The sequence below is a fragment of the Barnesiella sp. B2-R-119 genome (assembly GCF_023656675.1).
Taxonomy (GTDB): domain Bacteria; phylum Bacteroidota; class Bacteroidia; order Bacteroidales; family Barnesiellaceae; genus Barnesiella; species Barnesiella intestinihominis.
Genome location: NZ_JAMOKL010000002.1, coordinates 666,158 through 691,009 on the forward strand (window position 1 = coordinate 666,158; position 24,852 = coordinate 691,009).

At 46.1% G+C, this 24,852-nt stretch carries 21 protein-coding genes and 1 tRNA gene; 11 read left to right on the forward strand and 11 right to left on the reverse strand.

From position 1 onward, the window contains the following. Positions 1–475: 475 nt before the first annotated feature. A tRNA-Ala gene (locus tag NBH06_RS06030) sits at positions 476–549 on the reverse strand. 192 nt (positions 550–741) lie between these two features. Between NBH06_RS06030 and NBH06_RS06035 the strand changes: the two genes are divergently transcribed. From NBH06_RS06035 to metH, 3 genes are all read left to right on the forward strand, one after another. Next, the gene (locus NBH06_RS06035; RefSeq protein ID WP_008861520.1) at positions 742–1,050 is read left to right on the forward strand and encodes a DUF4286 family protein; all 309 of its coding nucleotides are present in this window, start codon (positions 742–744) and stop codon (positions 1,048–1,050) included. Beyond that, positions 1,051–1,638, forward strand: a complete 588-nt coding sequence (gene ruvC, locus NBH06_RS06040; protein WP_008861519.1) for a crossover junction endodeoxyribonuclease RuvC — start codon at positions 1,051–1,053, stop codon at positions 1,636–1,638. 452 nt (positions 1,639–2,090) lie between these two features. Next, on the forward strand, positions 2,091–5,774 hold the full coding sequence (gene metH / locus NBH06_RS06045; RefSeq protein WP_250793318.1) for a methionine synthase: 3,684 nt from the start codon (positions 2,091–2,093) through the stop codon (positions 5,772–5,774). Between the two features lie 313 nt (positions 5,775–6,087). Here metH and NBH06_RS06050 read toward each other — a convergent pair whose 3' ends face one another. Beyond that, entirely contained in the window at positions 6,088–6,231 is a 144-nt protein-coding gene (locus NBH06_RS06050; protein WP_250793320.1) for a hypothetical protein, read from the reverse strand. A gap of 296 nt (positions 6,232–6,527) precedes the next feature. On the opposite strand from NBH06_RS06050, the gene NBH06_RS06055 reads away from it, so the two are divergent. The 3 genes from NBH06_RS06055 (at position 6,528) to tpx (ending at position 8,794) form a co-directional block, all read left to right on the forward strand. Then, a complete protein-coding gene (locus NBH06_RS06055; RefSeq protein WP_250793321.1) occupies positions 6,528–6,995 on the forward strand; it encodes a hypothetical protein in 468 nt (155 codons plus the stop codon). Positions 6,996–7,068: 73 nt separating this feature from the next. Next, positions 7,069–8,271 carry a thioredoxin domain-containing protein gene (locus tag NBH06_RS06060; RefSeq protein WP_250793330.1) on the forward strand — a complete coding sequence of 401 codons (1,203 nt, stop codon included), beginning with the start codon at positions 7,069–7,071 and terminating at the stop codon, positions 8,269–8,271. Positions 8,272–8,293: 22 nt separating this feature from the next. Continuing rightward, positions 8,294–8,794, forward strand: coding sequence for a thiol peroxidase (gene tpx / locus NBH06_RS06065; RefSeq protein WP_021892744.1), 501 nt, complete (start codon positions 8,294–8,296; stop codon positions 8,792–8,794). A 96-nt stretch (positions 8,795–8,890) separates the two neighbouring features. Here tpx and NBH06_RS06070 read toward each other — a convergent pair whose 3' ends face one another. Genes NBH06_RS06070 through NBH06_RS06080 form a run of 3 tightly spaced genes read right to left on the reverse strand, consistent with a single transcriptional unit; the run spans position 8,891 to position 12,198 of the window. Then, on the reverse strand, positions 8,891–9,979 hold the full coding sequence (locus NBH06_RS06070; protein WP_250793331.1) for a 2-aminoethylphosphonate--pyruvate transaminase: 1,089 nt from the start codon (positions 9,977–9,979) through the stop codon (positions 8,891–8,893). A 12-nt stretch (positions 9,980–9,991) separates the two neighbouring features. Further along, on the reverse strand, positions 9,992–10,795 hold the full coding sequence (gene phnX / locus NBH06_RS06075; protein ID WP_250793332.1) for a phosphonoacetaldehyde hydrolase: 804 nt from the start codon (positions 10,793–10,795) through the stop codon (positions 9,992–9,994). A gap of 29 nt (positions 10,796–10,824) precedes the next feature. Beyond that, a complete protein-coding gene (locus NBH06_RS06080; protein WP_250793333.1) occupies positions 10,825–12,198 on the reverse strand; it encodes a DUF5690 family protein in 1,374 nt (457 codons plus the stop codon). A 200-nt stretch (positions 12,199–12,398) separates the two neighbouring features. Here NBH06_RS06080 and NBH06_RS06085 point away from each other — a divergent pair, with 200 nt between their 5' ends. Continuing rightward, the gene (locus NBH06_RS06085) at positions 12,399–13,280 is read left to right on the forward strand and encodes a hypothetical protein (RefSeq protein WP_155012738.1); all 882 of its coding nucleotides are present in this window, start codon (positions 12,399–12,401) and stop codon (positions 13,278–13,280) included. A 73-nt stretch (positions 13,281–13,353) separates the two neighbouring features. Here the strand turns inward: NBH06_RS06085 and NBH06_RS06090 are convergent, their stop codons facing one another. The 5 genes from NBH06_RS06090 to NBH06_RS06110 are packed head-to-tail and all read right to left on the reverse strand — an operon-like array spanning position 13,354 to position 17,397. Then, entirely contained in the window at positions 13,354–14,475 is a 1,122-nt protein-coding gene (locus NBH06_RS06090; protein ID WP_250793334.1) for a DegT/DnrJ/EryC1/StrS family aminotransferase, read from the reverse strand. Next, complete coding sequence (locus tag NBH06_RS06095; RefSeq protein ID WP_008861507.1) at positions 14,476–14,892, reverse strand: sugar 3,4-ketoisomerase; 417 nt, start codon at positions 14,890–14,892, stop codon at positions 14,476–14,478. Beyond that, on the reverse strand, positions 14,885–15,304 hold the full coding sequence (locus NBH06_RS06100; RefSeq protein ID WP_008861506.1) for a sugar 3,4-ketoisomerase: 420 nt from the start codon (positions 15,302–15,304) through the stop codon (positions 14,885–14,887). The genes NBH06_RS06095 and NBH06_RS06100 overlap by 8 nt, the downstream gene beginning before the upstream one ends. Then, positions 15,294–16,172, reverse strand: a complete 879-nt coding sequence (gene rfbA / locus NBH06_RS06105) for a glucose-1-phosphate thymidylyltransferase RfbA (RefSeq protein ID WP_250793335.1) — start codon at positions 16,170–16,172, stop codon at positions 15,294–15,296. The genes NBH06_RS06100 and rfbA overlap by 11 nt, the downstream gene beginning before the upstream one ends. Positions 16,173–16,194: 22 nt before the next feature. Then, entirely contained in the window at positions 16,195–17,397 is a 1,203-nt protein-coding gene (locus NBH06_RS06110; RefSeq protein ID WP_250793336.1) for a dTDP-glucose 4,6-dehydratase, read from the reverse strand. A gap of 410 nt (positions 17,398–17,807) precedes the next feature. Here NBH06_RS06110 and NBH06_RS06115 point away from each other — a divergent pair, with 410 nt between their 5' ends. The 3 genes from NBH06_RS06115 (at position 17,808) to NBH06_RS06125 (ending at position 22,553) form a co-directional block, all read left to right on the forward strand. Continuing rightward, on the forward strand, positions 17,808–19,481 hold the full coding sequence (locus tag NBH06_RS06115; RefSeq protein WP_250793337.1) for a T9SS type A sorting domain-containing protein: 1,674 nt from the start codon (positions 17,808–17,810) through the stop codon (positions 19,479–19,481). A 70-nt stretch (positions 19,482–19,551) separates the two neighbouring features. Next, a complete protein-coding gene (locus NBH06_RS06120) occupies positions 19,552–21,132 on the forward strand; it encodes a GEVED domain-containing protein (RefSeq protein WP_250793338.1) in 1,581 nt (526 codons plus the stop codon). A 17-nt stretch (positions 21,133–21,149) separates the two neighbouring features. Further along, positions 21,150–22,553 (forward strand): arylsulfatase, encoded by a 1,404-nt coding sequence (locus NBH06_RS06125; RefSeq protein ID WP_195554952.1) that lies wholly within the window; start codon positions 21,150–21,152, stop codon positions 22,551–22,553. 95 nt (positions 22,554–22,648) lie between these two features. Here the strand turns inward: NBH06_RS06125 and NBH06_RS06130 are convergent, their stop codons facing one another. Continuing rightward, on the reverse strand, positions 22,649–23,650 hold the full coding sequence (locus tag NBH06_RS06130) for a malate dehydrogenase (RefSeq protein ID WP_046417125.1): 1,002 nt from the start codon (positions 23,648–23,650) through the stop codon (positions 22,649–22,651). 306 nt (positions 23,651–23,956) lie between these two features. Here NBH06_RS06130 and NBH06_RS06135 point away from each other — a divergent pair, with 306 nt between their 5' ends. Beyond that, positions 23,957–24,805 carry an MORN repeat-containing protein gene (locus NBH06_RS06135; RefSeq protein ID WP_195491055.1) on the forward strand — a complete coding sequence of 283 codons (849 nt, stop codon included), beginning with the start codon at positions 23,957–23,959 and terminating at the stop codon, positions 24,803–24,805. Positions 24,806–24,852 lie beyond the last annotated feature (47 nt).

Below are 24,852 nucleotides of genomic sequence, written 5' to 3' on the forward strand. Positions count from 1 at the left end.
ATTCTGAAAATAAGAAAGTCGACTCTTTGAATAAGGATTTATGTTCTACTATCGGAAGGATATTTTAAACCTCCTCCTCTGTGTTTTGCAACGCAAAATATAGGGGAGGTGTCCGAAGGACGGAGGGGTTAATCTCATAATCAGAAATTACTATGAAACTTTCCTCAACCCCTCTCCCCCAGAAACTACCGTTTCTGGGGGAGAGGGGTTGGAATATACACGGAAAACCATACACGACCAAGTGAAGACTGTCCATGTGGTTTTGTCTGATACGCACAAAAGCATGATAAACATACAGATAAAGAACAACTCGATGAGCAGTACAGCAAAAGCATACAATAATTGCAAGCCACATTCGACAGAAACTATGTGATTACCCCTATTGCTTTGTATTATCTCTTTTGCCCCCCATAAAAAAAGAAACCCCGTTTTACCGGGGAATAAACTGTTGTACCTCAAAAGACGGATAACGATGTGGAGTATAGCGGACTCGAACCGCTCACCTCGACACTGCCAGTGTCGCGCTCTAGCCAGATGAGCTAATACCCCCTTAATGCGGTGCAAAGATAAAACTATTTTTACGACTGTACAAAATATTGAGAAGTTTTTTTACCTTCACGATAGACCGAGGCAACAGGCATTCGGCAGGAGCCAAATTTATTTGGCTCCTGCCCCCATTTTTTTTACCTTTGTCAAAAGAATAATATGGTTCTCCGAACAACAAGATAACCCCATACCACTATGATTATATTCAACACCACATACCACGCCGATCACTCTCGGAAAGATGAATTTATAAGTTGGTTAAAAAATTTCTATATTCCGGCTGTACTGGAACACGGAGCTTTACAAGAACCGCAACTGACCCGTATTTTCGCTGAGAATGAGGAAGAAGGCATAAGTCTTTCCCTGCAATTCAAATCGCCCGATACCGATACGCTCGAACGTTGGCACGAAGAGTGCGGAGAAACACTACTCTGCGATATGCAAAAGAAATTCGGCAAGCAAGTATTGGGATTCAGTACCCTATTGGAAGTAATCGACTTATAAATGAACACGACAAACGATAGAATTATTATCGGCATCGACCCCGGGACCAACGTCATGGGCTACGGAGTCTTGCGTATCGTCGGTAACACCCCCGAACTGATGACTCTGGGCGTGATTCAATTAAACAAATTCGAAAGTCACTATCTGCGATTACGTCGCATTTTCGAGCGGGTCTTAGGCCTCATCGAACAATATCTTCCAGACGAGATGGCTATCGAAGCTCCATTCTTCGGAAAGAACGTGCAATCCATGCTGAAACTCGGACGAGCGCAAGGAGTCGCTATGGCAGCCGCGCTCTCCCGCGACATTCCCATTACCGAATACGCTCCGTTAAAAATCAAAATGTCGATTACCGGAAACGGAAGTGCATCGAAAGAACAAGTCGCCGCCATGTTACAGCGCATTCTGCATATCCCCGATGAAAATATGCCACCCCTTCTCGATGCCACCGACGGATTGGCCGCCGCTCTCTGCCATTTCTACCAGACCAACCGGCCTCATCTCGAAAAAAGCTACAACAGTTGGAAAGACTTCATCAACAAAAATCCCGATAAAGTATCGTCTGGAAAGAAATCCGACCCAAAATAACAGGGAGCTATCATTTTATCGAACGACAAACGACCGGCATCTCCTCACCTCGATTTTCTTTCAAACAAATATACGTCCGATACAACGGCGTGCCCCTCTTGCCTTCTGTGACACGAATCAGTAGCCCACGAACATTATATCTAAACACAAAAGAAAATTCAAATATTTTCTCTACAAAATAAGGTCAAAAATAGAATAATCCACTGCATACTCCACTTCAAACAACAAATATTTCGGTAGACAAAACAACAATTATCCCTATATTTGTAACTGCGAAGATAGGACACGGTTCGGCATAGCCAAGTCGGAAATGAGATTTTCGTTTGTCGCTGTTCCCAGCTTTCCGTATCTTCGGCAAATGCGAAAAGCAGACTACGGTTCGGTAAAAAACGAACATATTCATTTTATCCGATTCTTATCTTTCGTTATATGACAATCATAGACCGAGATATATGCAGACATTGAAACAACTACTCGACCAACGCATTCTCATTCTCGACGGAGCTATGGGAACGATGATACAACGTTACGGACTGAACGAGCAAGATTTCAGAGGTTCGTTGTTCCCCGATTCGGCAGTGGAATTAAAAGGGAACAACGATTTGCTCTGTCTCACCGCGCCACACCTCATCGACGAGATACACCGTGCCTACCTCGAAGCCGGAGCCGACATCATCGAGACGAATAGTTTCAATGCCAACGCCATATCGATGGCAGACTACCGTTTGGAAAGTCAGGTAAAGGAAATAAACCGGGCAGCCGCCCGCATAGCCCGGAAGGCTGCCGACGACTATTCAACACCCGATAAACCCCGATTCGTGGCCGGTTCGATAGGGCCCACGAACAAAAGCTGTTCCATGTCCCCCGATATGGAGAATCCCGCTTTGCGAAATCTCGACTTCGACACACTCGCGACAGCCTATCGGGAGCAAATCACGGCCTTGATAGAAGGTGGCGTGGATCTTCTGCTCATCGAAACCATTTTCGACACGCTCAATGCCAAAGCCGCCCTTTTTGCTGCACAGGAATCTATGAAAGCGACAGGACGAGAGCTTCCTGTCATGCTCTCGGTAACAGTCACCGAAAGCGGGCGAACGCTATCGGGACAAACACTCGAAGCCTTTCTTACGGCAGTCTCCCATGCCGAAATTCTCTCGGTAGGTTTGAACTGTTCGTTCGGAGCAAGAGAAATGAAACCCTATCTACATCGGTTGGCATCGATCTCCCCCTATTACATCAGTGCTTACCCCAATGCCGGACTGCCCAATCGGTTGGGCGAATATGACGAAACGCCCGCATCGATGGCTGCACAAATAAAAGAATTTATCGACGAGGGACTGGTAAATATCGTGGGTGGTTGTTGCGGAACGACACCCGAGCACATAGCCCGCTATCGGGAAATCACACAAAATGCCTCGCCCCGCCGTCCCATCGCGAAAGACAATCGTCTGCACATCTGCGGGCTCGAAGGCCTCGTTGTCTGCCCCGAAAACAATTTCGTCAACATAGGCGAACGCTGCAACGTGGCAGGCTCTCGCAAATTCCTGAGGCTCATTCACGAAAAGAACTATACCGAAGCGCTCGACATCGCACGCAAACAGGTCGAGGCCGGCGCACAAATCATCGACATCAACATGGACGATGCTATGCTCGATGCCCGCAAAGAGATGGTAGACTTCTTGAATCTCATCGTCTCCGAGCCCGATATTTATCGGGTTCCTGTAATGATAGACTCTTCCGAATGGGAGGTTATCTCCGCCGGCTTGAAATGTCTGCAAGGAAAAGCCATCGTCAACTCCATCAGTCTGAAAGAAGGAGAAGAAATATTCCTCGCGCATGCCCGTGAAATCAAACGGTTAGGAGCAGCGGTAGTCGTCATGGCTTTCGACGAAAAAGGCCAAGCCGATACCTATGAGCGGAAAATCGAAGTCTGCGCCCGGGCTTACAAACTCCTCATCGAAGAAGCAGGATTAGCGCCTTGCGACATTATATTCGATCCCAACGTATTGGCGATAGCTACCGGAATCGACAGCCACGACAACTATGCGGTAGACTTCATTCGGGCTACGGCTTGGATACACGAAAACCTGCCGGGAGCGAAAGTGAGCGGAGGCGTGAGCAACCTCTCCTTTTCGTTCCGAGGCAACAATTTCATACGCGAAGCCATGCACGCCGTCTTTCTTTATCATGCTATCCGCAACGGGCTCGACATGGCGATTGTCAATCCCGCCACATCGATTACCTACGACGATCTGCCGACCGAAACTCTTGCGCTCATCGAAGATGTCGTATTGAACCGTCGGCCGGATGCGACCGAACGCCTCATCGACTTCGCCGAGAAACATCGGGACGAAGCAGTCAAAAAAGAAAACAATATCGACGAAGACCGCCATCGGCAACCTGTCGCCGACCGACTGAAACAAGCTCTCGTCAAAGGCATATCGACACACCTCGAAACCGACCTCGCAGAGGCCGTCCGTCAATACGGCTCGGCACTCGCTGTCATCGAGCAACCTCTCATGGACGGCATGAACCGGGTGGGACAACTTTTCGGCGACGGGAAAATGTTCCTTCCCCAAGTCGTCAAGAGCGCCCGCACCATGAAACAGGCAGTGGGCATATTGCAACCACTCATCGAGCAGGAAAATACCCGCAATGGAGAAACCTCCAAACGGGGAAAATTCATTGTAGCCACAGTTAAGGGCGACGTGCACGACATCGGTAAAAACATCGTCGCCGTCATTCTCGCCTGCAACAACTTCGAGGTAATCGACCTCGGCGTGATGGTTCCGGCCGAAAAAATCGTGGAGCGAGCCATTGCCGAACAAGCCGATTTCATAGGGTTGAGCGGACTCATCACCCCCTCCCTCGAAGAAATGTGCCACGTCGTTTCCGAAATGGAAAAAGCAGGACTGCACACACCGGTCATCATAGGCGGAGCTACCACCTCGAAACTCCACACGGCCGTCAAAATCGCCCCGTGTTATAGCGGTGCGGTCATACATGCCGGCGACGCATCGCAAAATCCGCTCATCGCCGCACAACTGCTCAATCCCCAAACTCGTGAGGAGTTTATCCGCAGCATACGCACCGAACAAGAAGCACTGCGCAACTCCTTGAAACCGGTCGATTTAGTCACCCTATCCGAAGCCGAAAGATACGCCCCCTGCATAGATTGGGACACATATACCGCCCCCCGGCCTCGACAAATGGGATTGCACACCGTCCCCGTCACTGTCGGCGACATACGACCTTTCATCAACTGGCGGGCATTCTTCTCCGTATGGAAAATAGGCGCAGGCTATGCCTCCATAGCCGACATGCAAGGGTGCGACCACTGCAAAGCCGTCTGGCTCGCCTCTTTCCCATCGGCCGAGAGAGCCAAAGCCGCCGAAGCCATGCAGCTCTACAAAGAGGCGAATCGTCTGCTCGACACCCTCGAAGCAGAAAACAACACCTCTCCACAAGCCTGCTATCTACTTGCCGAAGCCGCCTCTTACGACAATATCATACGACTGCGGCTACCCGACGGCGATTTCGACATACCCTGCCTGCGGCAACAAGTGCGTAAATCCGAAGCCAATGCCAGCTACTATTCTTTAAGCGACTTCATTCGCCCCGCCAACGACGGGAAACCCGATTATGCCGGACTATTCGCCATCACCGCCGGAAACGAGATACAACGTCGCATAGAGCTCTTGCGTAGGGACGGAGACGACTATACCGCCCTCCTGCTCCAATCTCTCGCCGATCGTCTTGCCGAGGCCGCCGCAGAATGGCTGCACCGGCAAATACGTCGAGAATTTTGGGGTTACGCCCCCGATGAACCCGACCTCGACTTGCAGTCCCTCCTCTCCGGCCGGTATAGGGGTATACGTCCGGCAGTAGGCTATCCCTCCCTGCCCGACCATTCCCTTTTCTTCGATTGGGACAGAGCGTTAGACTTCTCGCGTATCGGAATAACCCTCACCGAAAACGGCGCCATGATGCCCAATGCCTCTGTCGCCGGACTCTACATCGCACACCCCGATGCCCGCTACTTCCACATCGGGCACATCGACGAAACCCAGCGCGAACACTATGCCCACCAAAGAGGCTTCACCCCCGAAGAGACCGGCAAATGGCTATCGGTATAATAATAGAGGGGTACTCTTAAACTCCTCCCTGCCGTGTCCCGTAAACCTTACGGGTTGTCGTAATGCGATATAGGTGCACTTCTCTGCAATGAATAGAGGGTTATTTACCCTCCTCCTCTGTGTTTTTGCAACGCAAAAATATAGGGGAGGTGACACGCAGTGACGGAGGGGTTAATTTAATATAGAGGTTAGAAAATGTCGGCAAGGAAAGCAGTGTTTTCGTAAGGAAATATAGAAGGAGTGCTGAAAGGCGGAGGGATTAGCCCCCACAAGCAAAACTTTTGTAATCTTACCCAACCCCTCTCCACAGAAACTACCGTTCCTTCGGTGTCTCTCTTATTGTATGGCTACCGCCACACAGAGGAGAAGTACAAATGCTATCCTTATACCGAAACTGAAACGCCACTTTCAATCCCCCTGCCGTGTCCCGTAGCCTTACGAGTTGTCGTAATGCCATATAGGCGCACTTCTCTGCAATGAATAGAGGGTTATTTACCCTCCTCCTCTGTGTTTTTGCAACGCAAAAATATAGGGGAGGTGGCACGAAGTGACGGAGGGGTTAATTAATAGAGGGATTAGAAAATATCGGCAAGGAAAGCAGTGTTTCCGTAAGGAAATATAGGGGGAGTGTCCGCAGGACAAGAGGATAAAACAAAAGGCACACAAATTCCAAGAACAAACCCTCCGAAGAAAGTTCAATCATGCCATAAATCAAAGATGGCAAGACCATACATTTGCCTAAAAAACAGAAGTATGGAAACACAAGAACAAATTTTGAAAAAACAACGGTTGAAGATAGAAACACTCCGGTATCGAATCCTGTTACGATACTACGAGCTACTGCTCACATTAGATGTAATGACACAACCCAACGAAGTGAAAACATTGATGGGGTATATCAACACACTCGAACGCTACGCCAAAAAGTATGAAACAAAACCCGTTAAAAAGAAATCGGAAAAGCGAAAAGAGTATATCGACGAAATACCGGTAACCGATGAAAATACCGGAAGCGAAGAAACGGATTACACGCCCGACAATCCGGGCAACCTTTTCGACTTGTTGGAGGACAGCGACGAGATGTACCCTCCCGAAGCCGATGTGTTACCCACCGACATAGACGACTTTTTAAGAGCCGGTTATGCCCGTTATCTGAAACAAAAAGAAAATAAAGAGAAAAACAATCCGGCTCACCCGCAATTAGAGGATTCTCAACCTTGAAAAAAGTGTAAAGACCGAGAACAAAATGCGAGAAATAATTGTTATCTTGCAATAGATATAACAGTATAAAATTATGCCACACCGTCTTTTCGTTCTCCTCTTTGGAATATTATTCATGGGTCTCCTCCCCGGTTCGGCTCGACAATCCCCGGACAAAATATGGCATAAACTCGATTCCATTCAAAACTATCGGACCGAGTTCACATATACAGTGACATTACCACTCACCGATTCGGAAATAAACTATCGGGCAGAACTCTCCTATCGAAAAAATCCAATCGACACACTTTGCGGATATTCATACTTAATCGATTACAAAGCCGAGAACGATACATGCCCGTATGCCAATTTTATGGCTTACGACAACGGCGATTACTTCCGGTTCGACCGTGATCGGCTACGAGAATATCATCATCGCGAAGACAAAGAACCGTTCGCACATAAAGGTAACAATCCGGGAGTACACCGTTCGGGACTGTTCACCGAACTTTTCCCGGTTGAAATATCCCGACAATTAAAAACATTCGTCGGAAAAAAAGATTGTCTCGTACAATTTTTCCCCGACACGCTCGTGCAGGACCGTCTGTGCGACGCCATACTCGTGAATGACTCCATAAAGGGCGAATTGTCCCGAACCATACTCTATACATTCGACACCCACGACGGAATGCCCATATATCGGGAAACCGAAAATAATCCGGGTCATTTAGGTTCGCAAACCGTTACTGTAAAATATTCGGGAAACGATACGGATACGAAATTCCCCTCCGACTATTTCGGTGAGACCAACCTGCTGAAAAATTACGGAGAAATATTCCTCCGATTCCGCGAAGGCACTTATGCAGCCTCCGACCGGGTAGGACAGAAAAGTCCGGAGTTTTCCCACAAATGGGGTGAACATCGGTTTTCTTCCGATCAGTTGAAAGGACAAAACTGCCTGCTCTTATTCCTCGACGAACGAGGCGAATTTTGCAAACAAGCCCTGCAAATAGCCGAATCCGTATCCTTGCAAGAAAATCTGACGCCGGTTATACTCTACATAGAGAAACAACCCGAGAACATAGAAAACCGTTCGGGAGCCATCATACTGGAATATACCGGAAAAACAGCCAGCGAGTATGGCGTGACAGGCTACCCCACCCTCTTCCTGCTCGACCCCGAAGGCACGATACGATTCGTAAAAATAGGATATTCCCCGCTACTGGCCGAAGAACTCGAACTCGCCGTCAGGCAAATACTACACGACCGGCCCATACAAGCGCAGAAAAACAAATAGTTTCATCTATAAATTAACAACAATGGAAAAAATCACTTTCAAAGGCACACCCGTACACACTTACGGTAAATTGCCGAAAGTAGGAAGCCAAGCTCCCTGCTTCACACTTACTCGATCCGACTTGACTGAACTTTATTGTCACGACCTCAAAGGACGTCGCATTGTACTGAACATCTTTCCAAGTCTCGACACTTCGGTCTGTGCTACTTCGGTGCGTAAATTCAATGAGCTGGCAGCATCTCTGGACAATACGACCGTCGTGGCCGTCTCCAAAGATCTACCTTTCGCCCAATCACGCTTTTGCACGACCGAAGGCATTAAAAACTTAATTGCCGCATCGGCATTCCGTTCGCCCGAATTTTCAAAAGATTACGGTGTGGAAATGGTAGACGGCCCGTTAGCCGGACTATTGGCCCGTGCGGTCGTAGTCATTGACGAAAATGGAAAAGTCATTCACGCCGAACTCGTCCCCGAAATCGCACAAGAACCCGACTATGAAGCCGCTATAAAAGCGTTGAAATAAACTTCGACCCACACAACTGAATCCCTTCCTCTATATCGAATGTAAAACGATATAAAGGAAGGGATCACAATGTTATTCTGTTTCAGACCTGCTGTTTTAATACCGACAACCTCTGATCGTTTCTATCAAACGTACAAAATCATCTGGATATACATCACCGATATTACCGATACGGAATGTATCTGCCTTAGAAATCTTCCCCGGGTAAATAACAAAACCCTTTTCTTTCAGCTGCACATAAAACGATTTGAAATCAAATCCTTTATGTGGATAAAGGAACGAAGTAATGATAGGCGACTGTACCTCATCGGGTAACAAGGTTTCGAATCCGAGTGTACGCATACCGTTTACCAATACATCGTGATTTTCACAATATCGTTTATAGCGTGCGGTTACGCCCCCTTCTTCCGTAAGCTCTTCCATAGCTTGTTTAAATGCCCGCACCACATGAGTAGGAGAAGTAAAGCGCCATTTACCATGACCTTTCTCCATCGTTTCCCACTGATCGTAAATATCGAGAGAAAGGGATTTAGACACCCCACGGCAACGCATCAGTTCAGATTTACGAGCGATGATGAATCCAAAGCCGGGAACTCCTTGTATACATTTATTAGCACTACTTATCATAAAGTCGACACCCAACTCTTGCAAATCGATGGGAATGCCTCCAAAACTACTCATTGCATCTACAATCAGTCGCTTGCCATACATCTTGACTATGTGAGCAATGTCCTCTAACGGATTGAAAATGCCCGTTGTTGTTTCGCAGTGAACTATGGCTACATGAGTAATATCGGCATTGTGGGCTAAATAGTCGTCTACATAACTTACCGATATCTGCTCTGTTTCATCAAAAGCCAACAGATCATAATCTATCCCATGATATTCGGCAATGTTTCCCATGCGATCTCCATAAGCTCCATTGCTTAATATAAGGAGCTTATCTCCCGGCTTAATAGTACTTCCTATAACTGCCTCCACACAATATGTGCCGCTACCTTGCAACAAAATGGAGGTATATTCATCGGGTTGCCGAGAAGACAATGCCACAAGCGAATTTCGTATCTCTTCCACAATATGTACATTGTAATCCTCGTCCCATGTACACCAATCGGTCATCATAGCTTCCTTCACAGTTTCGGTAGTAGTAAGAGGACCGGGAGTTAATAATATGTACGGTTTCATATCAATTAGTTTTTAAAAATTATTGGAATCATTCATTCTTCGATTTATATCTTGTATTACAGAGGGCAACCCGGTAATGTCGTCCACTACATAATGAGCTCCTGCATCTAACATACGAGTACGAACAACAGCTTTCCTGTTTTCCAGTTCCGCCATAGGTAATTTAGAAATCTCGTCTTCGGTAAGCCCCAATTCATTACTACCCAGAATAACACCCACTGTCCACACCTTCGAATTGACACCTTCTTTAATATCCGCTATCGTATCGCCATATTTTAATACACAGTCGACCGAAGAGACAGCCAAACCTATCATGTTTTGGTAAACCATATACGGGTAAGGACGCCCAGCAGGTAACCGATCTGAGGTTACACAATTGTCTATCACATAACCTTTCCGAGCCGCAGCAGGGACTACCACGTCCATCATTGCTTGGGTATATCCGGTTGTCGAGCCAACCTTGATGCCCTGACTCCGCAACTGCATAATGGTTTCGACGACGCCGGGAATAGGTTCCGAATAATCTTCCAAAGTAGCAAACAATACACGCTGAAAATCATTATAACGACCTTGTACATCACTGTCGTCATAATCTCGTCCAAACTTCAAGCGAAAATCCTCGGCCACTCGTTCTATCGCAAATAAAGCTCGAATTTCTTCTATTTTCGTCAACCCCATAAATGCCCGCGTTTCTTCCGGGGTGACCTCCAAACCAATGTTTTTGAAACTTTCGACAAAAGCAGCAACGGGAGCCATGCAACCATAATCGACGGAGGTCCCTGCCCAATCCATGATAATACACTCTACTTTCTTCATGATTCTTAGTGATTTATGATTGTTTTTATTTATTTTACCTGTTGAGTATTCGCTATCTTGGGTGATAGTCCGAAACAGTTTTGCGTAATAAATAATCTGTTCTTTCCAACACAAACTGTACGTTCACGGCGATAACGTGCCAGCAAATAGACGAGTGCCCCCATAAACGCCATAGCACAAGTAACTCCTACATATCCCGACATCAGATTATAGAAATGCAACCAATCGATATTTGGCTTAAAACACTCTTTCAACACCAATACCAATACCGTACCCATATAACCGATAAAGTCAAGTGTTATAATAAAAAAACCTACGTTTCCTCTAATACGGAAACAAGCGATGAAACGTTCGAAAAAGAGCGTTTGAAAACTGAGATATACCGTATAAAGGGACAAACTTTGCAGGAACAGCCATGTAGTAGTAGACAATTCGAGCGTATTGTAATTGAAGGCTATGAAACTAAGTGTCAATGTACCGCAAGTAACTAATACAAGCAGTGCACACAATACTTTCATATCGTTCTTTATCAATGACATTATACCAAAAACACAAAAAATAACAAGTGTCACTGTCGCATCTATTTTGGCAAAAGCCCACGAAGATAAACCGCTGGCCTCCACATTAATGATCTTTACTAAAAAATCTTCTTTGATATCCTGTAAAACAGTGATAAACAAGTTCGCGAAAAATAGCAGTAACAATACCGGCATAAAACTTTTGAAAATATGCATGCGCCCCTCCCGGTTCAACGTCACTCGCTCGGTTCGTAACTTTTTGTCTTCCTCTGTCGGTTGAGGAAGACGTGTCATCAACCAGCCCAATAACGATAACAAAGGAAATGCAAAAGCACCGATGAAAGCAGGCATCCAAAACTCACTAATATGCAGATTTTCCATAACAAACAAACCAATGGATTTTGCCGTACCCGAACTAATAGCGATACTCAATCCCATAAGACTGGCCAACAGGTCGGTGACACGGCGACCTTCTAAAAAACTGAATATCACCCCCCACATGCAACCCAATGAAAGTCCATTAAAAAAGAGAGCGAATACATTGAATGGCCGGGGAAGCAAACCAAACAACACAAGAGATAATTCGGCAACGGCTACCGACAAAATGATAAATCGTAACCGGTTTTCTTTTTTCAGTTCCGAAATTACCTTAATACCTATTAATTTCGATAGAAAGTAACCAAAAATCTGTACAATGCTTGTTACGGTTTTATAATCCATGCCAAAAAAATCGAGTCCATCGAATGTTGCCGCCGTAAACGGTTTACGTAAAGCATATACTAACGAATAAGACAACAAAGCCGCACCGCCCGCCCAAAAGATAAAAAGTACATCGGATAACTTTCGGTTAGAAGAAATACCTTTTTTTAGTCCGTTTATATTCATCAGATCTCTTATATTCTTGATTTCATCGACAAATGTAACGCAACTTCAAAAGCCCAAAAATGAATTTCTATTATTTATAAACACCATATTTTCAGAGTTTTATAACGTAACATTAATGAAATATTTATGCAATGAAAACATAATAAAAGTTTAGTTTCTTTGTATAATTATTTTAAGGTTCGATAGAAATTTCAATGCTTATGAACGATTTGCTTGACATATATAAACGAATAGAGTATTTGCGGAATCAAGGTGTAAAAATGAAGGAAATCGCCGACTATACCAACATGGCAGCCAGCGTATTATCTTCTTTATATTCCAGCGTATTACCCACCTATTTGAGTGGCATCAATAAAGGAGAAAATGAAGAAGATGCGTTGGATTATGCCCTTTCACAAGTGAACAATATATCAAAAAAGAGGTTGTTAGGCAATTTACAAGAACTGAAAACACAACTTTTCCGATTGGAACCCAATACCGGTGCAGAAGAAAAAGCAAATCCTTTTTTAAACATGCTAACCGAAGAAATGCAAAACTCGGTGCAAGAGGTATATAATTACAGCGGAATTTATATCAGTTACAGTTTATCGTCCTCATCGCACTCATTGAAAGTAGAGCCTTATCTAATCTCTGCTTCCGAAAACAACTCTTACGTAAGAGTAATGCACATGAACACATATAATACGACTCATTGCGGCATAGGTATGTTCAGCAATCACCAAAATGCCTACATTATGTTCAATGAACGGGAAATGCCGCAAATGGCTTTATTTACCATTTATCTACAATTACCTATGTATGATTTTCCCCATATGCTGAAAGGTCTCTATCTATGTTTAGATTATAACCGCAATCCTATTGCACGGCGCATCCTTTTCATCAAGCATTCCGACAGTACTAACATCGACGATTTCCTGCTTTTAAAAGGTCGCCTCGTATCACCCGAAGAATTAACAGACGAGATACGTCCTTATTACGATTATACTTGTCAACCGGGAGACTACATCAAAACATGCAATGTCCCTTCTCCATTACTGAATGCAAAAGATCTGGACAGAGAAAAAAGAATGTTGGAAATTTAGTATCCGGTACACACGAAAAAAAGTTTTTATCTCTCTGTTCCATTGCTTCGAAGAGTGATTAAAAACAAAAAGTTTAAGAAAATCGATTGATAATCCTCGCTATTTCAAGCACATCGGATTCGTTTAGATAAGCCGACATCGGCAGACTCAATACCTCATCGGCAAGCTGTTCGGCAATAGGCAGAGGCAATTGATTGTATTCTCGATAACACTGTTGTTTGTGTGGAGGTATGGGATAATGAATGAGAGTGCCCACCCCTTCCGATTCCAAATAGTTTTTCAGCCGGTCCCGCTCGGAACATCGTACGACATACTGATGCCAAATGTGTTCTCCCTCACCTCCCGGTTCGGGAAGTACGATTTCCTTGCCATGTATATGTTCGGAATATGCCTTTGCGACAGCGACCCTACGGCGATTATCCTCATCGAGATATTTCAATTTCACCGATAAGAATGCAGCTTGCAAATCGTCCATGCGGCTGTTCACCCCCTTATAAAGATTCACATACCGCTCTGCCGAGCCGTAATTACCCAATGCTCGGACCACTTCGGCCAGTTCCCCGTCATTGGTCGTCACTGCCCCCGCATCGCCCAATGCGCCCAAATTTTTGGTCGGATAGAAACTCAATCCGGCGGCATTGCCCAAAGCTCCGGTGTGAAACGAGCCCTGCAATCCCGCCACCGGCGAAACCGCACCGAAAGCCTGAGCGTTATCCTCTACAATTTTCAACCCGTAACGGGCAGCTACGTCTTTCAGACATTCGTCCCAACAAACCCGACCGTACAGATGGACGACCATAATCGCCCGCGTGCGAGCTGTTACAGCCCGCTCCACCAAAGAAGTATCGAGATTGTAAGTGTGTACCGACGGCTCGACGAACACAGGTACTAGCCCGTTGTCGGTAATGGCGAGAACCGAAGCCACATAGGTATTCGAGGGCACGATAACCTCGTCACCCGGCTGCATGACTCCCATCTCGATGTATGCACGTAACATTAAACGCAAGGCATCCAACCCGTTTCCCGTAGCTACCGCATAGCGACAACCCAGATATGCACATAATTGCTCTTCCAACCGGGACACGTACTTCCCCCGGATATACCACCCGCCCTCGATAACTTCGGCGGCGGCAGTCTTCATCTCCTCCATATAAGGAGCATTGGATTCTCGTAGGGATAATTGGGGATATTTCATCTATCGGCTAATTTCTTTAAACTCTTGATAATCGCGAATATAATCCGACTCTTCGTAATAATCGGAAGTCAGCACCAAACAGACCGACCCAGAAGAGAAATTATTGAGTACCCGCCAGATACCCGGCACGATAAGCAGCCCGTAGGAGGGTCGGTTCAAAGTCACCGTACGGGTGGAGATGCCGTCGTCGAGAATTACATCGAACGATCCACCGGCCGCCACCAACAACTGGTAAAGTTGCTTGTGTGAATGACCGCCCCGTTCCTCTCCGCCCGGCACATCATACAGATAGTACACCCGTTTCACGGCAAAAGGCAGGTCGATGTCATTCTCCACCACAGTGATGTTTCCATTCTCTCGCTCGTGCTTGGGCAATCGTATCAGTCGGCAATCGTCCACCGAAGCTCTTTTACTCATCATTCCTTCCTTTCAATAAAGTGCGGTACTCTTCAAAATCTTCTATATAATCGCCGGCATCGTACAAAGTCGACGACAATACCAACGCCAGCGAATTGGTCGAGAAGTTATCCAGCTCGCGCCACATCATGCGGGGCACATACAAGCCGTAATACGAACGTGCCATGTGATAGCGCCGAGTCTCCGTGCCGTCATTCAACACGATATCGAAGCTGCCCGACAAGGCCACGATAAACTCCTCCTGTTCTTTGAAAGCGTGGCCGTTGCGATGCTCGTCGCCCGGCACATCGTACAGCCAGTAAGTACGCGCTATCTCGAACGGAATATGCCGTGCACTCTCGATGAACGACAGGTTTCCCCGCTTGTCTGCCACTTTGGGCAACTCGATCCATCTCACCCGGTCAAAGCTCATCGTTCGCCAGTCTTATCAAATATTGTCCATACTGGTTTTTCTTCATCGGCTCGGCGAGTCCGAGCAAATGTTCCTTGTCTATCCACCCCATGCGATAAGCGATTTCTTCCAAAGAGGCCACTTTCAGCCCTTGTCGGTGTTCGATGGTCTCGATAAAGTTCGATGCCTCGTACAGCGATTCATGCGTACCGGTATCGAGCCAAGCGAAACCTCGTCCCATCAACTGTACGCCAAGAGCCTGCGATTGGAGAAAGACCTGATTCACCGAGGTTATTTCCAATTCTCCCCGTGCCGATGGTTTCACCTGCTTGGCAACCTCCACGACCCGATTAGGGTAAAAATAAAGACCGACCACGGCATAGTTGGAACGAGGCTTTGCCGGTTTCTCCTCGATACTGATCGCCCGTCCGCTTTCGTCGAACTCGACTACACCGTAACGTTCGGGATCCCCCACCCGGTAACCGAACACCGTCGCCATTCCTTTATCGGCATCGGCAACGGCCTGTCTCAGCATGCGGGTAAAGCTCTGCCCGTAAAAGATGTTGTCGCCCAACACCAAGCACACGGTGTCGTTCCCCACAAACTTCTCCCCGATGATAAACGCCTGCGCCAGTCCATCGGGCGATGGCTGCTCGGCATACTCGAAACGCACGCCGAACTGTCCGCCGTCTCCCAACAATCTCTTGAATCCGGGCAAATCGGTAGGAGTGCTGATAATAAGTATCTCACGAATACCAGACAACATCAATACCGATATGGGGTAATAAATCATAGGTTTGTCATACACCGGAAGCATCTGCTTCGATACTCCCCGAGTAATGGGATACAATCTCGTGCCGGAGCCTCCGGCCAATACTATGCCTTTCATCGTTCGTATCTTATTAGGGCAATCAACGATTGCCGTACATTTGTTCGTAATATTTCTGGTAATCGCCGCTGACTACTTCGTCCACCCAATCTTGATGATCGAGATACCAACGCACAGTTTTCTCTATCCCCACGGTAAAGGGGGTCTCGGGATACCAGCCCAATTCACGGGCAATCTTCGACGGATCGATGGCATAACGCATGTCGTGCCCCGGACGGTCGCCCACGAAAGTAATCAAATCCTCGTTAATATTCTTCACATCGGTCTTCAATACCCTACGATATTCCGGTTCTTCCCGCATGATACGGGCAATAATACCGATGATGAGCTTCACGATATTGATATTCTGTTCTTCGTTGAATCCGCCCACATTATAGACTTCGCCGATACGGCCGCGTTCCAATACGGCATCGATAGCCTTAGCGTGGTCTTCCACATAGAGCCAGTCGCGCACATTGTCGCCCTTACCATAGACCGGGAGTTTCTGACCGGCCAATATATTCTTGATAATCAGAGGTATCAATTTTTCCGGGAAATGATAGGGACCGTAATTATTGGAACATCGGGTAATATTCACCGGCATGCCGTAGGTTTCGTGGTAAGCCCTCACGAACATATCGGCACTCGTCTTCGAAGCCGAATAAGGAGAACGGGGATCGAGTGGTGTCGTCTCCGTAAAGAACCGTTTGCCATAAGTATGCAGGTCGGTACGTCCGGTCACCACTTTGCGCACATCGGCATCGGTAATTTCCAACGGCTGCGGGTCGATATAATCCTTAGACAACGAGCCGTAGACCTCGTCGGTCGATACTTGCAAGAATTTCTTTCCCTCGGCATAGAGAGGCATCCCTTCGGAATCTTTTCCCTTATACCAAGCCTTGCGGGCGCAATCGAGCATATTCTGCGTGCCCAATATATTCGTTTCCAAGAAGAGCTGCGGATTGGCTATACTGCGGTCTACGTGCGATTCGGCCGCAAAATTGACCACATAATCTATATCGGTTTCGGCAAAAATGTTCGCTACCAATTCGGCATTGCGTATGTCCCCCTTCACGAACCGCACTCTCGAATCGGCTATTTCGTCTTTAATAGTACCCAGATTCCCGGCATACGTAAGTTTGTCTAAAACGACCACATATATATCTTCTTCGTACTTTTTCAACAAATATTTCAAAAAGTTCGCCCCAATAAATCCGGCCGCACCGGTGACCAAATATCTTTTCATAACCTGAAATTTAAAATTCGCTGCAATTTACAACTTTTTTAAGAAATAATCCAATACGAAATATTTAGAAACTGTTTTAATTTTTTTCAAGCGACATTCGAGAACCTCTACGAGGGTATTCACTCAGACTTCCCCCTCCAATATAGTAATACTTTTAGCAGTCGATGGGAGAAATTCACCTTATAAATATATAATTAATTATAGTATAATATTACTATTTATGAGATAAATCATAAAAAACCAATTTTCTCACTAGGGATTAAACCTTCATATTAGTTATAAAATATATAAGCGATTACATACCGTTAGAAATAACCCATAATAAAATTATATAAAAGACAACCGTTCGTTACTAATATCATTAAAAAATAAACAAACACATTTAATTACCCATTAAAAACACTTTATGTATGAAAAAATCTTTATTTAATCCGTTACTGCTTTTAGCAGGTCTACTTGTTTCAAATCTATCCGTAGCACAGGTTACTCCTATTTCAGGGGTTGTCGAACCCGAAATAAGCACAGCGGAATCCCCCAAATGGTATACAATGATGTCGTCCCACCTCACGGCTTCCGATCGACAAAACCGATTTATGAAATGGGACGGTTCGAATTTATGTACCGACCAGCTAACCACACCGCCAACCGATGCTGCTTACATCTGGCGTTTGGAAAAAGCGGACGGAGGCGACAATTACTGCGTACTGGTTCATTCGAGCGGTATGCGCATTGTTGTTCCAGTAGAAGCTACCGCTATCAACAATACGATGTTAGAGATGAGTGCAGACGAGGGTGCTGTTTGGGTACTGGCCACATCTGCTTCCACAGGACAACAGCAGTGTGCCGATAAACAATACTGTCTGGATTACACAGGGATTTCGGAAGCCGCTTATCTGAACGCCGCAGATACGTCATGGGATTACGGTGTAACCGTTTATGAAATGGGAACACACCAAGCCTCGGGCTGGTTTTTCTATCCGGCTCAATACACCCCTCCAACGGCTACCAAAACCGTCTCAGTAAAATCGGCAGACTCGGCAAAAGGATCGGTATCCATAGAAGGAAAAGAGTCGACAAGTGTAGAGGTTCCTGAAACGGAAGCTCTTATCGTAAAAGCGACCGCAGCCGACAACTATATGTTTTACAGATGGGTGGAAGAGGGAACTGAAACTGTTATAAGTTACAGACACACTTATTCTTACGAAGGGACAGAAGATAAAACTCTCGTCGCCGAATTCGTCGAAAAGGATTATCCCATCATGACCCGTTTCTACGTCACAGACCTTAATCAACAGAACCGTTATTTAGGCTCTGTTTCTTATACCGCAGGCGATAATACCGAGACTCTGTTCACCTGCGCAACCCAAGAAGAACTCCCCTTCACCGAATATAAAAAACTACATACACCACAAGTAGAAGGAGCTGTTATCGACAAGACCGAAAATCCGATCCGCCTCGAAGAGGGTGTTGAAAACTTCTCCATGAATTTCAAGCAGTATAACGAGGATATCACCTATAACAACGGATATAGAGACATCGTATGCGAGCCTGAAATCGTCTGGTCTTACCAAACACTCTACATAGACTGGAACAACGATAAAGAATTCAGCGGCGAAAACGAGATTTACGCTGCCGTAGGCAATAACTCAGGCGACAATACTTTCGACGATCCTGACGGCAATGTTACAGAAGGTTGGGACAGAACGATAACCGTTCCGGCCGAAACCGCTCCCGGAACCTATCGCATGCGCGTCGTTTACATGGGGCCCGATCCCTGGTCCAACGACTGGCCCTCGAAAGTCTTTACCGAATTCTATAACGAGATAAGAAACGGTATTGCCTATGATTTCGAAATCGCCATCTCTCCGGCATCGGGAATCGAAGGAATAGCTTCCGGTAAAGTTTATTACGATGCTCACGCCGGACTCTTGATTTCCCCCAATCCCACCCAAACCACCGTTTATAATTTGTCGGGACAGATTGTCTTGCAAGTAGACAATGCAACGGAAATCTCTGTATCGGCCCTCGAAAAAGGTGTGTATATCGCAAATGTAGGCGGAGAAATGATCAAATTCATTAAATAACTCTGATATAAAAGCATAGGATAAAATTATATTGTCCTATGCTTTTGTATTTATATCCAATAGATAAGACATGAATATATTCTTTAAATTTCTGGCAGCGGCCACCGTTGCTACAATGACAATACCGGCAATAGCCGCCGACGATTCGAGTAACGACTACATTTCATCGAACCCTTTCGAAACCATGATACGGCTGGGACGTATCAGCGAAAAAAGCCCCATATACCAAATGCCGGCCGGATCTGCCAACGGAGGCTATATCTCTTCGGCAACGACCTCGGGCGATGCAGTCATCTACCCGTTGGGATATGCAAAACCGAACTCTCCCGGCAGTTATTTCGCCATAGTGTCGAAAGAGACTTCCTTATTGATCGCGGGCGAAACTTTCGAGTTCAATGCGACTATGACCGTCGATCCGTCGAACTATACCCTCTCGACTTACACCGACTGGAACCGCGACGGTGTATTCGAAAAGGAATCACGACCCGCCCAAGTAGCAGCCTCCACCAAAAGTTTCGTACAGACCATAGCGATACCCGAAAACGCAGAACTCGGAAAAACTCTCATACGCATAAGAATAGAATCGACAACCCCCTCCTCGGCCGATGCCTCGATTAGCGGACGGGTATATGATTTCGTAGTGTATGTTTTGGAAGCATCGGATAGAACCGACCGCTTTATAAGCGTATCATCGAACAACGACGAACTGGGAACTGCCATTATCGAAACACCGGCAAACGACGCCGGCCGTTACGAAATAGGGACACAAGTCACCGTAAAAGCTATTATCAATGAAAATTCGGAGTCTGCCATAGAATTCAAAGGTTGGCAAGAGGGAAATGAAATCGTGAGTGAAGAATCGGTCTACACATTTACCGTAACGAAAAGTACGAGCCTGATAGCCGTATTCGAAGCCGCTGTTCCCGTATTAGCCACCCCCGAAATAAGCACGGCCGAAGACCCGATTTGGTATCAAATCATGAATGCTCACACCGACGCCAACCGAAAAGAGAGATATATCGCCTATGATACGAACACAGGTGGGGATTATTCCACCGCACTGAGGGTGGAAAAACCGGCGAACCAAACAGACAAATTTCTCTGGCGGTTGGAAGATGCCGGAAATAATCGGGTATATATCGTAAACAAAGGGACGAACTTGCAAATATCCGGGTCGAAAGTCTTAGAAAAAGAATATTTTACCGCTTCTACTCTCGGGAGTCAATTCACAATCGAATCCAGCGGTCATGAAAACGGGAGCTACTCTATCAAGTACGAAGGCGACAATTCCTATCTGTTAAACGCCCAAGACGGTACATGGGGAGTCGTTCTATACAACGCCGGTATAGGAACAGGTTCGGGGTGGTATTTTTATCGAGTGCCTTTAAAAACCCCCACAGGAATTGAAAACGGAGACAGAAGCGTAGCACCCAAAGCCCACCTCTACGACGGACGACTGAGCATAACCGGACTGGACGGACGCAACACGATCAAAGCAGTGAGCCTCTCCGGCCAACTGTTAGGAAATTACTTTTCTGCCGATACCGTCTTCGAAGGGGAATTGAAATATCCCGAAAGATTTATCGTCTTAGTCATCGAACCGGAAAACGGGAAAACGACCACACTCAAACTTCTCGATAGCAAACTTTAAACACCTTTATAAAACGTATGAATACCAATAAATTTATATACCCTGCAAGCAGCCTGCTCCTTACTTCGGGTTTGTGCTTCGCCCAAGAAAGAGATGCTGTCGCCACAACAGAACGCCCCAATGTCATTTACTTGCTTTGCGACGACATGGGATACAGCGATATAGAGGCCTACGGCCAACAAATGATATCGACTCCCAATCTGAACAGGCTCGTAAATAAAGGCATGAGTTTCACTCAATTTTATGCAAGTACAGCCGTAAGCGCTCCATCAAGAGCTTCGTTGATGACCGGGCAACACACCGGACATACCAAAATACGGGGAAATAAAGAAATACAACCCGAAGGACAAGAGCCTCTCGATCCGAACGTAGAAACGTTGGGACATCTGTTTCAACAAAACGGATATGTGACAGGTTGTTTCGGTAAATGGGGTATGGGTTATCCCGGTTCGGGCGGAGAAGCTAACAAGATGGGATTCGACGTATTTTACGGATACAACTGTCAGCGTAAAGCGCACTCTTACTACCCGGAGTATTTGTGGAACAACCAAGAAAAAGAGTATCAAAACGGACGTTATTCGCAAGATGCCATACACGAACATGCGATGAAATTCATCGAAGACAACAAGGACAAGGCATTTTTCGGTTATTTCACATATACGATTCCCCATGCCGAACTGTGCCAACCGCAAGACAGTATCGTCGATATGTATAAAGGTAAATTTCAAGAGCCCCACCCGTGGTACGACAATGGAGATTATGGCACAGCAACTAATCCCCGCGCACAATTTGCGGCTATGATTACCCGATTGGACACGTATGTGGGACAAATCATCGATAAACTGGAAGAGCTGGGTATCGCCGAAAAGACTTTATTTATATTCACGAGCGATAACGGCCCTCATAACGAGGGAGGAGCAGATCCGACTTTCTTCAACACAGAGGAACGACTGAGAGGATTGAAACGAGCTTTGTACGAGGGCGGTATGCGCGTGCCTTATATCGCCTATTGGCCGGGGACTATCGAGGCCGGCTCTATAAGCGACTTGATGGCAGCCGGCTGGGATATGATGCCTACTTTCGTAGAATTGTTGGGTGAAGATACGGATTGGCGCGAAGAGGCGATGGACGGATTGTCCATACTCCCTACTCTGACCGGAAAGGGAGAACAACGGCAACATGACTTCTTGTATTGGGAGTTTCACGAGGAAAACGGACGCCAAGCCGTAAGAGCCGGAGATTGGAAACTGATTCGACAAAATATCAAAAACGGAAACCCGACTCATGAGTTGTACAACATTGCCGAAGACCCGCATGAAGACAATAATTTAGCTAATACTTATCCCGACAAAGTGGAAGAGTTGAAAGTCATTATGGATCGGGAGCATATACACTCCGACATATTTAACTTCGGACGTTGATTTACCGGTCCTGTATAATATAAAGATAAAAATAGCGGCTTCTCGTAAGAAGCCGCTATTTTTATAACAGGATCCCACAGGTTCGACAACGCTGTTTATTCGATATTTTTATTCAGTTTATTCCATTCCGAAACCGGGGGAATGATTCCCATCGCTATCACCTCATCACGCAAATCGCACAAATGCTTATAACTGCGCTCCAATTCTTTATCTTCTTCCGGCGTACCATACACCGGGTTATAATGTACTCCCGAACGATCGAGAATCGTCTCCATCGCCATAAGTATGTGGTTGAATTTCCCGTCAGACAAATAAACACCTGCCGGCCACGTGAAAGGATTTCCACCCATTGCCGCAGCAATCATCTCGATAGAAAGATAGGCCGGGCTCTGAAAAGAAGAGCGTCCTCGCAAATCGATAATGTGTTTGCCTCCTTGAACGACTTGCTGGCGTATCTTCTCCCAGTCTTCGGCCGGTAATTTTTCCGTTCCGATAAGCTCGGCGAGCGGAGTTCCTTTTACTTTTGTCGTCGAAGCAAAAACCGCCATTTGCTCGCCATGCCCTCCATAGGTACGGCAATTTTCGATTTCATCGGCTACCGCATGGAAATATTTTGCCAACTCGCTCCGCAAACGCGTACTATCGAGCGCCGCAAGCGTGGATACCTGAGACGGTTTCAAACCCGAATAAAGCAATACGATCAACCCCGTAATATCGGCCGGATTGAAAACGACGACCACATGTTTCACATCGGGACAATAGCTGCGTATATCCTTACCGAATTGAGCGGCAATTTCGGCATTTCCTTTCAATAAATCCTCTCTTGTCATTCCTGCTTTGCGAGCAGCCCCTCCGGAAGATACGATATACGAAGCTCCCGTAAGAGCTTCTTTCACATCGCTCGTGAAGGTTATATCTACCCCTTTAAATGCACAATGACGTAATTCCTCGGCAACACCTTCCAAAGCCGGAGCATAAGGGTCATACAAACATAAATGGGGAGTCAAACGCATCATCAATGCAGTCTGTGCCATATTCGAACCGATCATACCGGCAGCACCCACGATCGTGAGTTTTTCATTCGTCAAAAATTCCATATTCGTTATATTTAAATGATGAGTTTTCTTTATTCCGTTACAAATATAACAAGCGAAACCTGATTTTGATTATCATTCTTTTTTACCATTCATAACAAAAGGTTATCGGCATAAACAGCCCTGCGGTTAAAACCGGACACAATACATTCATTATAAGATATATACATATTAAATCACAATCATTTTATCCGTCACGCGACCCATATAATTTTCTGCCGAGAGGTTTGGAAAATCGACTGTATTTTCCTATATTCGCATATCGTTATCTCGAATACGCGATTGAAGATATCATAATAAAAGAATACCATGACTTATTACAGCGAAACACCGAGAGAGGGTATCAGCCTCCCGGACGGTACATTCAAAGGAGTTCTCAAAGATGGCAAACCCAGTTGGGGCACACTTACCGACCTCTGCGGGATTATATACGAAGGAGAATTTCAAGACGGAAAAATACAAGGCAAAGGTATAATGACATTCCCGGAAGGACAACGATATGAAGGAGATTTCGTCAATGAAAAGTTCGAGGGATCCGGTATGTATACTTGGCCAAACGGAAACCGATACGAGGGCCAATTTGCAAACGGCAAATTCGAAGGTCGCGGTATCTACACGTGGGCAAACGGAGAACGCTACGAAGGTGATTTCGTAAACGGGGAACAACATGGGAAAGGCGTTTTTACATGGTCGGACGGCAGTTGTTACGAAGGAGATTACGATCACGGGAAACAGACCGGGAAAGGGATCTATACCCAGAGAGACGGAGAATATTACAGAGGAGACTTTGTCGACGGCTTACCCTCTGGAAGAGGTTTCTTTTTCTGGGCCGACGGAGATCGCTATGAAGGAGATTTTATCGAAGGAAAACGTACCGGAAAAGGTGTTTTCATTCACAAAGGCGGGGACTGTTACTACGGCGATTTCGTAGAAGGGATAAGTCATGGAAAAGGAATCTATATATGGACTGACGGAGAGCGATACGAAGGCGACTTCGTAAACGGGCAACTTACCGGAAAGGGTGTATTCTTCTACAAAAACGGAGAACAATACGAAGGTGATTTCGTCAACGGCTGTAAAGAAGGCTATGGAACCATGTATTACCCGGACGGTCGATATGACACCGGTCGATGGCATGACGACAACTTCATGGGATAAAAACAGAACCCAAGAACTTGTTTTAGTTACCCGCCTTGCTCTCCGCA

Coding starts and splice junctions, on each gene's coding strand:
- NBH06_RS06130 (WP_046417125.1), bottom strand. CDS start 23,650: ATGGAATTTTTGACGAATGAAAAACTCACGATCGTGGGTGCTGCCGGT.
- phnX (WP_250793332.1), bottom strand. CDS start 10,795: ATGAAGAAAGTAGAGTGTATTATCATGGATTGGGCAGGGACCTCCGTC.
- NBH06_RS06115 (WP_250793337.1), top strand. CDS start 17,808: ATGAAAAAATCTTTATTTAATCCGTTACTGCTTTTAGCAGGTCTACTT.
- NBH06_RS06050 (WP_250793320.1), bottom strand. CDS start 6,231: ATGGCATTACGACAACTCGTAAGGCTACGGGACACGGCAGGGGGATTG.
- NBH06_RS06055 (WP_250793321.1), top strand. CDS start 6,528: ATGGAAACACAAGAACAAATTTTGAAAAAACAACGGTTGAAGATAGAA.
- NBH06_RS06090 (WP_250793334.1), bottom strand. CDS start 14,475: ATGAAATATCCCCAATTATCCCTACGAGAATCCAATGCTCCTTATATG.
- NBH06_RS06035 (WP_008861520.1), top strand. CDS start 742: ATGATTATATTCAACACCACATACCACGCCGATCACTCTCGGAAAGAT.
- ruvC (WP_008861519.1), top strand. CDS start 1,051: ATGAACACGACAAACGATAGAATTATTATCGGCATCGACCCCGGGACC.
- NBH06_RS06085 (WP_155012738.1), top strand. CDS start 12,399: ATGAACGATTTGCTTGACATATATAAACGAATAGAGTATTTGCGGAAT.
- NBH06_RS06125 (WP_195554952.1), top strand. CDS start 21,150: ATGAATACCAATAAATTTATATACCCTGCAAGCAGCCTGCTCCTTACT.
- tpx (WP_021892744.1), top strand. CDS start 8,294: ATGGAAAAAATCACTTTCAAAGGCACACCCGTACACACTTACGGTAAA.
- rfbA (WP_250793335.1), bottom strand. CDS start 16,172: ATGAAAGGCATAGTATTGGCCGGAGGCTCCGGCACGAGATTGTATCCC.
- NBH06_RS06135 (WP_195491055.1), top strand. CDS start 23,957: ATGACTTATTACAGCGAAACACCGAGAGAGGGTATCAGCCTCCCGGAC.
- NBH06_RS06120 (WP_250793338.1), top strand. CDS start 19,552: ATGAATATATTCTTTAAATTTCTGGCAGCGGCCACCGTTGCTACAATG.
- NBH06_RS06070 (WP_250793331.1), bottom strand. CDS start 9,979: ATGAAACCGTACATATTATTAACTCCCGGTCCTCTTACTACTACCGAA.
- NBH06_RS06080 (WP_250793333.1), bottom strand. CDS start 12,198: ATGAATATAAACGGACTAAAAAAAGGTATTTCTTCTAACCGAAAGTTA.
- NBH06_RS06060 (WP_250793330.1), top strand. CDS start 7,069: ATGCCACACCGTCTTTTCGTTCTCCTCTTTGGAATATTATTCATGGGT.
- NBH06_RS06095 (WP_008861507.1), bottom strand. CDS start 14,892: ATGAGTAAAAGAGCTTCGGTGGACGATTGCCGACTGATACGATTGCCC.
- NBH06_RS06110 (WP_250793336.1), bottom strand. CDS start 17,397: ATGAAAAGATATTTGGTCACCGGTGCGGCCGGATTTATTGGGGCGAAC.
- metH (WP_250793318.1), top strand. CDS start 2,091: ATGCAGACATTGAAACAACTACTCGACCAACGCATTCTCATTCTCGAC.
- NBH06_RS06100 (WP_008861506.1), bottom strand. CDS start 15,304: ATGAGCTTTGACCGGGTGAGATGGATCGAGTTGCCCAAAGTGGCAGAC.